12 protein-coding genes are annotated in these 12,416 nt (G+C 35.5%); 8 read left to right on the plus strand and 4 right to left on the minus strand.

Annotated features, from left to right (window positions below; all coding sequences use genetic code 11):
- Window position 1: 1 nt before the first annotated feature.
- Genes Q8S25_RS02445 through Q8S25_RS02465 form a run of 5 tightly spaced genes read left to right on the plus strand, consistent with a single transcriptional unit; the run spans window position 2 to window position 5,354 of the window.
- On the plus strand, window positions 2–1,159 hold the full coding sequence (locus Q8S25_RS02445) for an ABC transporter substrate-binding protein (RefSeq protein ID WP_305534520.1): 1,158 nt from the start codon (window positions 2–4) through the stop codon (window positions 1,157–1,159).
- 31 nt (window positions 1,160–1,190) lie between these two features.
- Window positions 1,191–1,361: a DUF2256 domain-containing protein gene (locus tag Q8S25_RS02450; RefSeq protein WP_305534522.1), complete on the plus strand. Its 171-nt coding sequence runs from the start codon at window positions 1,191–1,193 to the stop codon at window positions 1,359–1,361.
- Window positions 1,339–3,786: a ligase-associated DNA damage response DEXH box helicase gene (locus Q8S25_RS02455; protein WP_305534524.1), complete on the plus strand. Its 2,448-nt coding sequence runs from the start codon at window positions 1,339–1,341 to the stop codon at window positions 3,784–3,786. The genes Q8S25_RS02450 and Q8S25_RS02455 overlap by 23 nt, the downstream gene beginning before the upstream one ends.
- A gap of 6 nt (window positions 3,787–3,792) precedes the next feature.
- A complete protein-coding gene (gene pdeM / locus Q8S25_RS02460; protein WP_305534526.1) occupies window positions 3,793–4,455 on the plus strand; it encodes a ligase-associated DNA damage response endonuclease PdeM in 663 nt (220 codons plus the stop codon).
- The gene (locus Q8S25_RS02465; protein ID WP_305534528.1) at window positions 4,452–5,354 is read left to right on the plus strand and encodes a histone deacetylase; all 903 of its coding nucleotides are present in this window, start codon (window positions 4,452–4,454) and stop codon (window positions 5,352–5,354) included. Before pdeM ends, Q8S25_RS02465 begins: the two co-directional genes overlap by 4 nt.
- Here the strand turns inward: Q8S25_RS02465 and Q8S25_RS02470 are convergent.
- Both Q8S25_RS02470 and Q8S25_RS02475 read right to left on the minus strand, forming a co-directional pair.
- Window positions 5,351–5,821, minus strand: a complete 471-nt coding sequence (locus Q8S25_RS02470; protein WP_305534530.1) for an OsmC family protein — start codon at window positions 5,819–5,821, stop codon at window positions 5,351–5,353. The genes Q8S25_RS02465 and Q8S25_RS02470 overlap by 4 nt on opposite strands.
- A 1-nt stretch (window position 5,822) precedes the next feature.
- Entirely contained in the window at window positions 5,823–6,575 is a 753-nt protein-coding gene (locus Q8S25_RS02475) for a LexA family transcriptional regulator (RefSeq protein WP_305534532.1), read from the minus strand.
- A 121-nt stretch (window positions 6,576–6,696) separates the two neighbouring features.
- Between Q8S25_RS02475 and Q8S25_RS02480 the strand changes: the two genes are divergently transcribed.
- Genes Q8S25_RS02480 through Q8S25_RS02490 form a run of 3 tightly spaced genes read left to right on the plus strand, consistent with a single transcriptional unit; the run spans window position 6,697 to window position 9,474 of the window.
- Window positions 6,697–8,349: a M14 family metallopeptidase gene (locus Q8S25_RS02480; protein WP_305534534.1), complete on the plus strand. Its 1,653-nt coding sequence runs from the start codon at window positions 6,697–6,699 to the stop codon at window positions 8,347–8,349.
- A gap of 25 nt (window positions 8,350–8,374) precedes the next feature.
- Complete coding sequence (gene surE, locus Q8S25_RS02485) at window positions 8,375–9,178, plus strand: 5'/3'-nucleotidase SurE (protein WP_305534536.1); 804 nt, start codon at window positions 8,375–8,377, stop codon at window positions 9,176–9,178.
- Window positions 9,178–9,474: a hypothetical protein gene (locus Q8S25_RS02490; RefSeq protein ID WP_305534538.1), complete on the plus strand. Its 297-nt coding sequence runs from the start codon at window positions 9,178–9,180 to the stop codon at window positions 9,472–9,474. The genes surE and Q8S25_RS02490 overlap by 1 nt, the downstream gene beginning before the upstream one ends.
- Here the strand turns inward: Q8S25_RS02490 and Q8S25_RS02495 are convergent, their stop codons facing one another.
- Window positions 9,475–11,979 (minus strand): N-acetylmuramoyl-L-alanine amidase, encoded by a 2,505-nt coding sequence (locus tag Q8S25_RS02495; protein ID WP_305534540.1) that lies wholly within the window; start codon window positions 11,977–11,979, stop codon window positions 9,475–9,477.
- Window positions 11,980–11,983: 4 nt separating this feature from the next.
- Window positions 11,984–12,346: a BlaI/MecI/CopY family transcriptional regulator gene (locus Q8S25_RS02500; protein ID WP_305534542.1), complete on the minus strand. Its 363-nt coding sequence runs from the start codon at window positions 12,344–12,346 to the stop codon at window positions 11,984–11,986.
- Window positions 12,347–12,416: the final 70 nt, after the last annotated feature.

The raw sequence follows: 12,416 nt of genomic DNA on the forward strand, positions 1-12,416 counted from the left end.
AATGCGGTTAAAAAGATACTTAGTAAGCTTATTGATTCTAGTAGCTAGCAATAGCTTAATAGCACAACAATCCGCTCCAATGAAAATTGCCGTATTTGCGCCTATATATTTAGATACGGTATTCAATGGAAGTAACTATATTTTAGGTAACAACAATTTACCAAGGACTATTTTACCTGGCTTAGATTTTTACAACGGCGTACAATTGGCTATTGACTCATTGAATGCAGAAGGGCAGTCTTTAACTGTTCTATTTTTTGACAGCAAAAGCAATTCACAATCTATAAAACAAATTTTAGCAACTGAAGCTTTACAGGATATTTCAATGATTATTGCTTCCTTCAATAATAGGAATGACGTTAAAACCATAGCAGATTTTGCATTAAATAAACAGATTCCATTGATTTCAATGACTTACCCCAATGATGGCGGTGTTAAGGACAATCCTTACTTTGCTTTGGTTAATCCAACACTTACAACTCACGTAGAAGGGGTATTTAAATTCTTACAAAAAAACTATCCAACTGAACCAATCATTTATGTAAAAAAGTCTGGAGGCTTAGAAGATATGATTGAGGGTTTATTCTTAGAGCTAAATAAAAAAACTCCAGCATTGCCATTGAAAATCAGAACTATTAGTGTAACCGACAGTACCAATATTGCTGCTTTTAACACAATCATGGATAGCACTAAAACAAATATTATTTTTTGTGGTAGCTTAAATGAAAATTTTGGCATTAACTTGGTTAAATCTGCTGCAGCAAACAAAACTTATAAATCAATTCTGGTTGGTATGCCTACCTGGGATGCTATTAAAGATTTGGGGAAGGGTACAGAAATTATTTATTCTACCCCCTATAACTACAATAGGACAGATAAGTTGGCACAGTATATTAATCAAAACTATAGAAACAAAGTAGCTGGAAGACCCTCTGATATGGTATTTAAAGGGTTTGAAGCAATGTATCATTTTGGAAAGTTGCTTATAAAACACCAAAATAGTATTGCCACCCAATTATCAGACAATAGTTTTAAGCTATTCAATGAATTCGATTTTGTTCCTGTAAAAAACAACGGCGAAAATCTTCCTGCCTATTTAGAAAACAAACGAATATATTTTATCAAAAAAACAGATGGGGTAATTAAATCAATTCAGTAAACTGTTTAGTGTTGAAACTGTTACATTAAGTATGGCAGGAAATAAAGGAAATAAATCATACTTACCCCAAAAGAACTGTGCTACTTGTGGCAAGCCATTTACTTGGAGAAAAAAATGGGAGAAGAGCTGGGCTGAAGTAAAATATTGTAGTGATAGATGCAGAAATTCAAATAAAGGAAATGCAGGCCAACAAGGGAAATGATATTATACATCAGTGGCTTAAACAACATCAACTTACTCCTTTCGAATTTCAGGAACAAGCTTGGAAAGCCATACTAAATGGCCAAAGCGGGCTAATAAATGCACCCACTGGTTGTGGAAAAACCTATTCTGTTTTCTTAGGTGCATTAATACAGTTTATTCAATCAAATCCAATCAATTGGGAAAAGAAAAACAATAATGGGCTACAAATACTTTGGATTACCCCACTAAGAGCTTTAGCCAAAGATATTGGGAGGGCTATGGAAGAAGTAATTGAACAATTAGGGGTACAATGGAAAGTGGCAATAAGAAATGGGGATACATCCACTGCCGATAGAGCAAAGCAAAAAAAGCAAATGCCTGAAGTATTGATCATTACTCCTGAGAGTTTGCATTTACTCTTAACACAAAAAAATTATCCAAATTATTTTAGTAGTTTAAAAATACTTGCAGTAGACGAATGGCATGAATTAATGGGAAGTAAAAGAGGTGTACAAACAGAATTAGCCATAAGCAGAATTGCACATTGTACTAATGAATTACAAGTATGGGGCATTAGTGCTACCATTGGAAATTTAGCAGAAGCAAAAAATGTTTTGCTTGCTCCCTTAAAAAAAGAAGGCATCATCATCAAAGCGAAAATTGACAAACCAATTGAAGTTCATACAATTATACCCGAAGAAATTGACCAATACCCCTGGGCAGGCCATTTAGGTATCAAACTTGCGCATACCCTCATTCCAATAATTGCAGCAAGCAAAACCACGCTCATATTCATCAATACCAGAGGGATGAGTGAAACCTGGTACCAAACACTACTAACAGTTGCACCAGAATTAGCTGGAGCCATTGCATTACACCATGGCAGCATAGAACAAGAATTAAGGCTTTGGGTTGAAGATGCTTTACATACTGAGAAGCTGAAAGCAGTAGTGTGTACGGCTAGTTTAGATTTAGGGGTAGATTTTAGACCTGTCGATACAGTTATTCAAGTTGGATCACCCAAAGGCATTGCCCGCTTTTTACAAAGAGCTGGAAGAAGTGGACATAGACCAGGTGAAATCAGTAAAATCTATTTTCTACCAACGCATAGTTTAGAATTAGTAGAAGCTGCCGCACTAAAATCGGCACTTAAAGAAGGCAATGTAGAAAGTAAGACTCCCCTACTTCTTTGTTTTGATGTATTATTACAATACCTATGCACATTGGCAACAGGAGAAGGATTTATTGCAAAAAAGATATTTGAAGAAGTAAAATCAACACACTGCTTTGCAGATATTCAAGAACAGGAATGGCAAGAATTATTGCAGCATATTACAACTGGAGGGAATGCATTACAGGCGTATGATGATTATAAAAAAGTAGAAACTATTGAAGGCGTATATAAAATTACCAATAGAAGAATTGCTATGCGACATCGAATGCATATTGGCACCATTGTAAGCGATGCAATGCTAAAAGTAAAGTTTTTAAGTGGGGGATATATTGGTGTTATAGAAGAATATTTCATTAGTAAACTAAGTCCAGGAGATGTATTTACATTAGCTGGTAGAAACGTAGAATTAGTAATGATAAAAGAGATGACTGTTTTAGTTAAAAAATCATCTGCTAAAAAATCATTGATACCTGCTTGGATGGGTGGAAGAATGAGTTTGACTGCAAATTTAGGGGCTGTATTAAGAAGAACTTTTTCTGAAGCCCTAACACCCAGTGCAGGAGTAGAACTTAAAAGTTTAACGCAACTATTTTTGCTTCAAAAACAATTATCACATATTCCACAACACAATGAAATATTGATTGAACAAATTGAAGATAAGGATGGATATCATTTATTGGTTTATCCATTTGAAGGGAGGCAAGTTCATGAAGCATTGAGTGCAATTTTAGCATATCGAATTGCTCAAATTCAACCAATGAGTTTTTCCATTTCAATGAACGACTATGGATTTGAATTATTAAGTGATTCCCCTATTCCTGTTGATGACAGTAATGTTCACGAATTATTTAGTGCCAACCATTTATTACAACATATTCAGCAGAGTATTAATAATACAGAAATGGCCAAACGAAAATTCAGGGATATCGCCGTAATTGGAGGACTAATTTTTCAGGGTATGCCAGGAGAAAAAACCAAAGCAAGGCATTTACAATCCTCTGCCGCATTATTATTTAAAGTGTTTGAAGAATTTGATCCAAACAATATTCTATTGAGGCAAGCATACAATGAAGTATTAGATCAACAAATGGATGAAGTAAGGCTAAGATTAGCTTTAAAAAGAATTGAAGAGAGTACCATTGTATTGCGTTTTCCTAAAAAACTAACTCCCCTCTCCTTCCCCATTGTGGTAGATGGCTTAAATAGAAATAATCTTTCTTCGGAAAAACTAGAAGACCGAATTAAAAAAATGCAACAACAATTATCTTAGTGGCCAATGAGTATTCCATTACTTCATATAGTTCTTGGCCAACATTTTTGGCTTTCACCTCAAAGAAGTATTTACTGGGAAGAGGAAAAAACATTAATTGTTTCAGATACCCATTTTGGGAAAACCGGTCATTTTAGAAAAAGTGGAATAGCAGTGCCACAACAAGTTTATAAAGAAGATTTACAACGATTTTTTAGTCTTGCATCTGAATTAAAACCCGAACGAATACTAGTAGTAGGTGACTTTTTTCATAGTACCAACAACGAGGAGCACAACTTATTTTTAAAATGGAAAAATGATTTTGAATCATTACAAATCACATTAATCAAAGGGAATCACGATATTCTTGGAAATAATTGGTACGAAAATGCAGGCATCCAATTAATTGAGCATTTTTATAAAATAGGTAAATTTAGTTTCCAACACGATCCTGCAGAAAACCATAACCAACTAAATGAGCATTCATTTGTCTTTTCAGGACATCTTCATCCAGGAATAAACATGAAAGGTATTGGCAAACAATCGCTTCGTTTCCCTTGTTTTTATTTTACAAAAAATCAATGCATACTACCTGCTTTTAGTAAGTTCAGTGGTTTGGCAATTGTGAAGCCCAACAAACATGACCAGGTATATGCTATTGCAAACGATACTATTATTAAACTAGCATGATCAAAATAGCATTTGACCCCATCTATGCCCATCCATTACCCGAGAACCATCGATTCCCGATGTTAAAATATCAATTGATACCCGAACAATTGATGTACGAAGGAACCTATACCGCCAATCATTTTTTTGCTCCTAGTGTTTGCGCAGAAGAAATTATTTTATACACTCACGATAAAGCCTATTTAAATAAACTATTGCATCAACAATTAAGCCCTTCGGAACAAAGAAAAATTGGTTTTCCTCAATCACCAGAACTAACTCAGAGAGAATTAATCATTACACAGGGAACAATAGACGCTTGTTCTTATGCATTAGAATCAGGTATTGCACTGAATGTTGCAGGAGGAACCCACCATGCTTTTGCTGATAGAGGTGAAGGATTTTGTTTATTGAACGATATGGCTGTAGCAGCTAATTATTTATTGAAGCAAAAAATCAGCAAAAAAATTTTGATCATCGATTTAGATGTGCACCAAGGAAATGGAACTGCTAAATTGATGGAAAAGGAAGAAAGAGTATTCACATTCAGCATGCATGGCGCGCACAACTACCCCTTTCACAAAGAAAATTCCGATTTAGATATAGGATTAAAAGATGGCACTACCGGTCAGGAATATTTAGCCATTTTACAAGAAACACTTCCCCAACTAATCAATAAAGTAAAACCAGATTTTGCATTTTATTTATCAGGAGTAGACATTTTAAACACAGATAAATTTGGCAAACTTCAAGTTAGCCTTGACGAATGCAAACAGAGAGATGAAATGGTATTTGAGCAATTAAAAAAACACCAAATACCCGTTACGGTGGCGTTAGGAGGTGGATATTCACCCGACCTTAGAACCATTGTTGAAGCTCATTGTAATACATTTAGATTGGCTGCCAACTTCTACGACTAACCAATACTATAAACTGCTTGGTGTTTTATGGGAAAGTTACAACTATTAGCAATAAAGCAATATTGATTGGCTTTAGCGTGTAACGCATTTGCTTGATCCATCATTTGCATATTAGCCAATGAAATGGAAGGCTTTAATATTACTTCTGTAAACCTTCCACTTCCCGAGAGGTCTTCTACCATAGTACCTTCTGCATGGTCAATATAAGAAGTGACAATAATTCCAGCTTCCGCACAAAAATGCAGGTACCAAAGCATATGGCAAGAAGACAAAGCAGCTACCAGCATTTCTTCTGGATTATACCGATTGGGATCACCCCTAAATGCAGGGTCTGAACTAGATTCAATGGGAGGTTTCCCTTCCACCTGAATTAAATGATTTCTAGAATAGCTTCTATAATTACTTGTTCCAGTACCTAAATTACCGGTCCACTTAACAGCTACTTTATATTGATGGTCTTTACTCATTCTAGTTAAGCTTCTTCTTAAGCGTACTTACTTGTTCTTGCAAATTATTCACCATTCCCGCCAATTGATTTACATCCCAAACAGGTGCTGCATTGGCTTTTTGTAAAATATATACCGCTTTCCAAATCTCCAACACATCTTCTGCGCTTACGTTGTAAGGTTCGTACTGCGGATTATCACTTATTAAAGTTATTTTATTTTTCAAGCGATTGTTCTTCATTACACGCTTGTAAGCAACTCCTTCATTTCTAGATAAAACCACGTAAGTATTGCTGTTCTTTAAATCATCTAGGTCTTCTACCTTTTCACCCACAATAACACTTCCGCTTGGCGTAGGCAACATAGAATCACCCATTATTTCAAAAGCCCTATACTGACCAGGAGCCAACATAGGCAAAGTAAAAGTATTCAATTCATCAACAAACTCAGGGTCTGCATAACCAGTCATATAACCCGCTGCTGCTTTAACGGGAACAAAACGAATTTCATTGGACTCAGCAACCATTTTTAATTGGCGTCTTCTATCTAAATAAGACCCCCCAGTAGTTTCAGCAAGGTCCTTAAATAAAAAGTCTTCAAGCGTAAGCTTAAAAATACTGCAGACCTGTTCCATTACTTCTAATTTTGGCTCAGCTCTTTCTTCTTCATAAGCACCTACTAAGGAGCGCTTAATTTTTAGCTTGTTGGCAAACTCTTCCTGGGTCCAGCCCCGCAGTTTGCGCAGATACCGTAAATTTTTTCCAGCGTTTGACATAACTAATACTTTTAGTGCAATTTACTAAAGTTTTTAGTTTTTCCAAATTTATTTTCATTTTTATTTTTTCCAGTCGATTCTAAAAAATGTTTGCAGTACTTTTCATGTGTAATATACAATCATGAAAAAAATAGCTTTTATACTTTCTATTTGCGTTTCACTTAATGCAATAGCACAACAACCTGCATCATTTCCAGCAACGTTAATGATTACGCCGGAAAAATCCAATTTTGAGAAAACTTCTTCTCATGCCGATGTAATGCAGTTCTTAAATACCATCAAAAACATAAGCCCGCTTATTCATGTGGGTTCAATAGGAAAAAGCAAATTGGGAAAAGACATTCCCTTTGCAGTTTTAGCCAATCCGGCCATTAGCAATCCTGAACAAGCCAAGCAATCAGGTAAGCCAGTTGTGTACATACAAGGAAATATACATGGTGGTGAAGTGGAAGGAAAAGAAGTGAGTATGATGTTAATGCGTGATATCTTATTGGGAAATTTATCTGAATTACTCAGCAAACAAATCATCGTATTTGTTCCTATCTATAATACAGATGGGAACGACCAATTTGCGAAGGGATTAAGGCCGTCTCAAGAAAATAGCCCCCTAGAAACAGGTATCAGAGAAAACGGACAAGGGCTCGACTTAAATAGAGATGGCATGAAGATGGAAACCCCTGAAACAAGAGCCATGGTAGCCAATATTTTGAATGCATGGGACCCACAAATGGTAGTAGACTTACATACCACCAATGGAACCTGGCATGGCTATGATTTAACATGGGCTCCAGGATATTTATCTGCAGGAGAACCAGGACCTTATCATTATACCAATAGCACCATTCTACCATTTATTACAGACCAAGTAAAGAAAAAAAATGATTTATTATTTGGACCCTTTGGTGATTTTTCAACCAGAGAAGGATGGCCAGTAAAAAACTTTTACACTTACAATCATCATCCAAGATATATTATCAATCAAATTGGATTAAGAAATAGAATGTCTATTTTAAGTGAATCTTTTGCACATGAGCGTTTTTATCAACGCATCAATAGTACTTACCAATTTGTAAAAGAGATCTTATTGTTTTGCAATAACAATGCGGCGGAAATTATTCAAATAAACCAACAAGCAGAAAAAAACGCTATTGAAAACGTACGCAACAATGCAGGGTTGGTTTCTAAGGGGGTAAGATTTAAAATGGTTCCTACACTAGAGGGCATACGTAACTTTAGAACTTATGATTACATCCCTTTCAAAAAAGAAGATGGTAATACCAGCATCGTTAAAACAGGCCGAATTACCCATATAGACAAAGTGAACTATTATGCCGATTTTAAAGACACCGTAAATGCTACTTTACCAAGAGGATATATTATTCCAGCATCAATGGACAGTATAGTTGAACAGTTGAAAATGATGGGCGCAATAGTAGAAAAGATGGAGAAAAAAACCGAGTTCAAAGGAGAAGAGTTCATGATTGAAAAATTCACCAAAGCAACAAGAAAATTCGAAGGGCATCAAATGGCTTCTGCGGAAGGAAAATTTGTTGCAAAAAATTTTACAGCTGAAAAAGGAGATTATTTGGTAGACCTAGCTCAACCATTGGCCAACCTCATCTTTTATGCATTAGAACCCCAATCAGATGATGGTCTATTAACTTGGAATTTCTTTGACCATTATCTAAACACCAAAGGAATTAGCACCCAACCAGTAGCATACCCTGTGTTTAAATTTTTTAGCACAATTACAACAACGAAAAAGAAAAGATAGGCGTTAGCTTATCGTACCTTGCAGTATGGCCAAAGTTAAAGTAAAAACAAGCAAGAAGAAAGAAGAGCCCATTATATTGGTAACCAACGACGATGGTTTTACCGCACCAGGCATTCATGCGTTGGTAGAATCAGTAAAAGGTTTAGGGAAGATTGTAGTAGTTGCTCCAGACAAACCTCAAAGCGGTATGGGACATGCTATTACAATTGGAGAGCCATTGCGCTTGCATAAAGTGCACCATTTTGGAGATGTAGAAGCTTATAGCTGCAGCGGCACCCCAGTAGACTGCGTTAAATTAGCTGTAGACAAAGTATTACACCGCAAACCAGATATTTGTATAAGTGGAATCAACCATGGCGCCAATCATTCCATTAATGTGATTTATTCAGGTACTATGAGTGCTGCATTGGAAGCTTCTATTGAAAGTATTCCAAGTATTGGCTTTAGTTTATTAGACTTTAGTATTGAAGCCGACTTTGAAGGTGCAAAAAAGTATGCCAGAATCATAGTAGAACAATTATTGGCTAGCAAAAAATTAGATAAGCATATTTGCTTAAACGTAAATATTCCTAAAGTTAAAGCGGAACTAATCAACGGAATCAAAATATGCTCTCAGGCTTATGCCAAATACCAAGAGAAATTTGACGAACGAAAAGATCCCCATGGTCGTAAGTATTTTTGGCTAACTGGAGAGTTTGTGAATTTCGACAAGAGCAAGGAAAGCGATGTTTGGGCGCTAAAAAATAATTATGTAAGTGTAGTACCTGTTCAATTTGACTTAACCAACTACGAATTAAAAAAGCAGTTGGAAAAAAACTGGAAATTCTAATGCTGTTGAATAAAGATCAATTTGGTTTTGGTTTGCTATTGGGATTCATTGCTCCCATATTTGGCTTATTCGGCTATTACTACTGGAAGTTTAGCTTATTTACTTTGAATGAATTCTTTCAGGTATTGATGCTCCAAAAATCTTTGCTGAGTGGTATCATTAGCATTGCATTAATTGCCAATGCCATTGTATTTACCGTTTACATCAATAAGCAAAAAGACAAAACAGCCAAGGGAGTATTTATTGCAACTTGTGTGTATGCGTTAATCTCCCTTGGCTTTAAATGGTTTGTTTAGTTAATCTTCACTAACCATATAAGTAATCGATTGCTTTACTTTTGAAGTTACTGTTTTTCCATTTTGTTTAGCTGGAACCCATTTAGGCCCTTTAACGATTAGCCTAACGGCTTCTGCTGCAGTTTGATATCCGGGATCATTATCTGCTTTTACACTACTGATACCACCGTCGTTTGCAACAATAAATGAAACAATAACGGTGTATGTTCCTGGAGGCGCCCCATTGATTACTGGCAAATCTCTATTTAAATTTCTTTCTAAATATTTTTGCCAAGCTTCTTTACCGCCAGGAAAAGAAGCAGGAACTTCCGATTTGGTAAATACTTTATCATAGCTCTCTTCTTTAACATGAACAGGACGACCTGAAGGAGAAGTTGGTGGTGGAGGCGCAGGAATTGGAAGTTTACCATACTTCGCTTCAGCTCTTTTCATACTAGACTGATTATTGAGCATATATTTTTCTTCAGTGCCATCTTTTAACTTGATTTCCATGGTTTTGTATTGATGATTCCATGAAACATTTGAAACCGCTTTGTTGCGAAGCATGAATGACTTTATCCCAGATCTGTCATTACCATCTTTTTCATGAGATGGGTTAACACTTTTAAGATTAGCCCCTTTTGTAAATACTTCTAAAACACCGTTACCTCCTTCTGTCCCATATTTTAGTTTTGCCGCTTCATTCTTAAGCACATTAATGGATTCAATTTCGTTCGGACTAATCTCATTTAATCTTTCAAATTCTATTTTTTTCCCGTTTAAAATAACCAGCGGCTTTTGTCCATTTTTCGCAAGTAATTTTAAGCCAGTACCCCAAGTATCAGAGCCTTTACTGAACGAAATTGATTGTGCAGAATCAAATAATTGTTTACCTGGCACAGATTCAATTTTCTTTACAGCCAGTTTAACAGAATCAGTCTTAGGAAATGTAGTATCATTTAACATTACATTGTTCTCCTTATCCGCTAAATATTTTTGAATACCATTCAAAATAGCTACGGCCAATGATTCTCTAAAATTGGTTGAAGTAATTTTACTTAAATCTTTTTGATTAGACAAATACCCAGCTTCAATTAGAATGCTTGGACAATTGATGTTTTGCAAAACATAAACCCCTTCCTTTCTACTTTTAATGCCATTAAATGGCATATTTAAATCATCCAATTGATTCGCAAGTTCATTGGCAAATTGTAAATGACTATTGTAGCGATTGGTTTTAGCAGGGCTAGCAATATAGATTTCAGTTCCAGAGAGTTGAGCATTTTTATTGGCATTATTATAATGTAAAGACACAAACAAATCAGGCTTGGCTTTATTAGCAATAGCTGCAACTTCAGCAACTGATTGTGTTTCATCTTCATTTCGAGTGAATACTAGATTTAAGCGTGAATTTTGATTTAAGGACTTGATAGTATTGGCCAATTCTAGTGTTAAAATAGATTCTGTCGATTTTCGATCAATACCCAACCCGCCTTTATCTGCACCCCCGTGCCCTGCATTGATTACAATGGTATAGTCTTTTTCCAAATCGATATCGAGGGGTTCAACGGAGGGAGTAGATTTACCAGCAATATCTTTGTAAATGTTATTGATAATCGATTCTACAGATATGGGTTGTGTAGTCTCTTTATTTCTAAAAGCTACCAGCACTACAATTATGGCTAATAATGGTAGCACAATCAGTCTTCTTAAATAACTGAATTTGGTGGTGGGCTGTTTACTTAACATGGCTATACGTCTTTTGATGGGTGAAAAAAAGAAGGAATTGGTTAAACTAAATTGGTGTTGGGGATATGCAGCGGTAAGTAGCATTTGCGCCAATGATGCAGTATCACCACTGTCTACACATTTTTTATCTGCAATAAATTCATGAATCATATGTAGCTCCTTTTTGATTAGCCAGAAAAATGGATTAAACCAGCCTGCAATCAAAATGAGTTGTACAAATAGTTTATCGTAAGAGTGCTTCTCTTTTACATGGGTAATTTCATGTTGCAAAATTTGTTGACCAGTTGTGCTGGTAATGTCAATTGCTTCATTCCAAAAAATATACTTGAAGAAGGAATATGGGGTTCCTTTAGCATTCGTGATGACTAAATCAATTTGCCCAAGTGAACTGGTTTTATTCGATTTGTACAATTGATAAATACGAAACATCGACACCATTAAACTGCCCAATAATAGCAGCGCGCCACCTATATACAACAGCTTTAATCCATTCTGCCAACTAATATTATACCAACTCAACTTGAAACTAGATTCAAGTTGGGTATTGTTCTCAGCAACTGCAGAAAGTAAATAATAAATATTAGTATCTTCTGAAAAACTGGTCTCATTCCAGTGAATCTTTATTAGAGGAACAATCCAAGAAAGTGCTGCTATCGCCAACAAATAAAAGCGATTGTATTGATGAAATTTATTATTACGCAGCACAAGCGAGTAATATCCTATCATAATAGCAGAACAAAAAACTACCTGAAGAAAATAATAAATGGTGGTTTGCATACAATTATTTTTTAGTTTTTTTCATTTCTTGCAATAACAACTCCAGCTCTTTTACACTGATGTCTTTTTGCTTTACCATAAAGGAAACTGCATCGGAAAAAGACCCTTCAAAATAACCTTCTACTAAATTTCGAATGGTGCTAGAAGAGTATTCCTCTTTTGTAACAATTGGATAATACTGATGCACACGTCCTATTTGGTTCACTCCTACAAATCCTTTATCTACTAAAATTTTTACAATCGTAGCAATGGTATTGCTATGGGGTTTGGGATCGGGTTGTGCATCTATTATGTCTTTTAAGAAAGCGGTCTCTAGCTTCCAGATAGATTGCATTATTTGCTCTTCTGCTTTGGTTAATGGTTTCATGATGTACATTTACAAGAGTAAACTTATAACTAAATTTTTAGTTTAACAACTATATTTTTAGTTATTTAAC

This window comes from Sediminibacterium sp. (assembly GCF_030695065.1).
Classification (GTDB): Bacteria; Bacteroidota; Bacteroidia; order Chitinophagales; family Chitinophagaceae; genus Sediminibacterium.

Excerpts from the sequence above, each read along its gene's own strand:
- Q8S25_RS02445 (WP_305534520.1), top strand. The coding sequence starts at position 2 with ATGCGGTTAAAAAGATACTTAGTAAGCTTATTGATTCTAGTAGCTAGC.
- Q8S25_RS02450 (WP_305534522.1), top strand. The coding sequence starts at position 1,191 with ATGGCAGGAAATAAAGGAAATAAATCATACTTACCCCAAAAGAACTGT.
- Q8S25_RS02455 (WP_305534524.1), top strand. The coding sequence starts at position 1,339 with ATGCAGGCCAACAAGGGAAATGATATTATACATCAGTGGCTTAAACAA.
- pdeM (WP_305534526.1), top strand. The coding sequence starts at position 3,793 with ATGAGTATTCCATTACTTCATATAGTTCTTGGCCAACATTTTTGGCTT.
- Q8S25_RS02465 (WP_305534528.1), top strand. The coding sequence starts at position 4,452 with ATGATCAAAATAGCATTTGACCCCATCTATGCCCATCCATTACCCGAG.
- Q8S25_RS02470 (WP_305534530.1), bottom strand. The coding sequence starts at position 5,821 with ATGAGTAAAGACCATCAATATAAAGTAGCTGTTAAGTGGACCGGTAAT.
- Q8S25_RS02475 (WP_305534532.1), bottom strand. The coding sequence starts at position 6,575 with ATGTCAAACGCTGGAAAAAATTTACGGTATCTGCGCAAACTGCGGGGC.
- Q8S25_RS02480 (WP_305534534.1), top strand. The coding sequence starts at position 6,697 with ATGAAAAAAATAGCTTTTATACTTTCTATTTGCGTTTCACTTAATGCA.
- surE (WP_305534536.1), top strand. The coding sequence starts at position 8,375 with ATGGCCAAAGTTAAAGTAAAAACAAGCAAGAAGAAAGAAGAGCCCATT.
- Q8S25_RS02490 (WP_305534538.1), top strand. The coding sequence starts at position 9,178 with ATGCTGTTGAATAAAGATCAATTTGGTTTTGGTTTGCTATTGGGATTC.
- Q8S25_RS02495 (WP_305534540.1), bottom strand. The coding sequence starts at position 11,979 with ATGCAAACCACCATTTATTATTTTCTTCAGGTAGTTTTTTGTTCTGCT.
- Q8S25_RS02500 (WP_305534542.1), bottom strand. The coding sequence starts at position 12,346 with ATGAAACCATTAACCAAAGCAGAAGAGCAAATAATGCAATCTATCTGG.